The sequence below is a fragment of the Thalassolituus alkanivorans genome (assembly GCF_020447205.1).
GTDB classification, from domain to species: domain Bacteria; phylum Pseudomonadota; class Gammaproteobacteria; order Pseudomonadales; family Oceanobacteraceae; genus Venatoribacter; species Venatoribacter alkanivorans.
Window position 1 is genome coordinate 1 of record NZ_JAJAEL010000034.1, and the last position, 533, is coordinate 533.

The following is a 533-nucleotide window of genomic DNA, read 5'->3' on the forward strand; positions in this document are numbered from 1 at the left end:
GCACCAACAGTACGACCGCCTTCACGGATCGCAAAACGCAGACCTTCATCCATCGCGATCGGAGCGATCAGAGTGATGGTCAGCTTAACGTTGTCACCTGGCATTACCATCTCAACGCCTTCTGGCAGCTCACAAGCACCAGTTACGTCAGTGGTACGGAAGTAGAACTGTGGACGGTAACCTTTGAAGAATGGAGTGTGACGACCACCTTCATCTTTACCCAGTACGTATACTTCAGATTCGAACTTGGTGTGAGGAGTGATAGAACCTGGCTTCGCCAGAACCTGACCACGCTCAACTTCGTCACGCTTGGTACCACGCAGCAGAACACCTACGTTCTCACCAGCACGGCCTTCGTCCAGGATCTTACGGAACATCTCAACACCGGTACAGGTAGTCTTGATGGTCTCCTTGATACCGATGATGGACAGTTCTTCACCAGTGCGAACGATACCACGCTCAACACGGCCGGTAACAACAGTACCACGACCCTGGATAGAGAATACGTCTTCGATTGGCATCAGGAAGGCGCC

The 533-nt window shown here is 52.3% G+C and carries 1 protein-coding gene; it reads right to left on the reverse strand.

Annotated elements, in window-relative coordinates:
- On the reverse strand, window positions 1–533 hold a 533-nt coding region (locus tag LGT44_RS10410), incomplete at both ends, for an EF-Tu C-terminal domain-related protein (protein WP_268866441.1).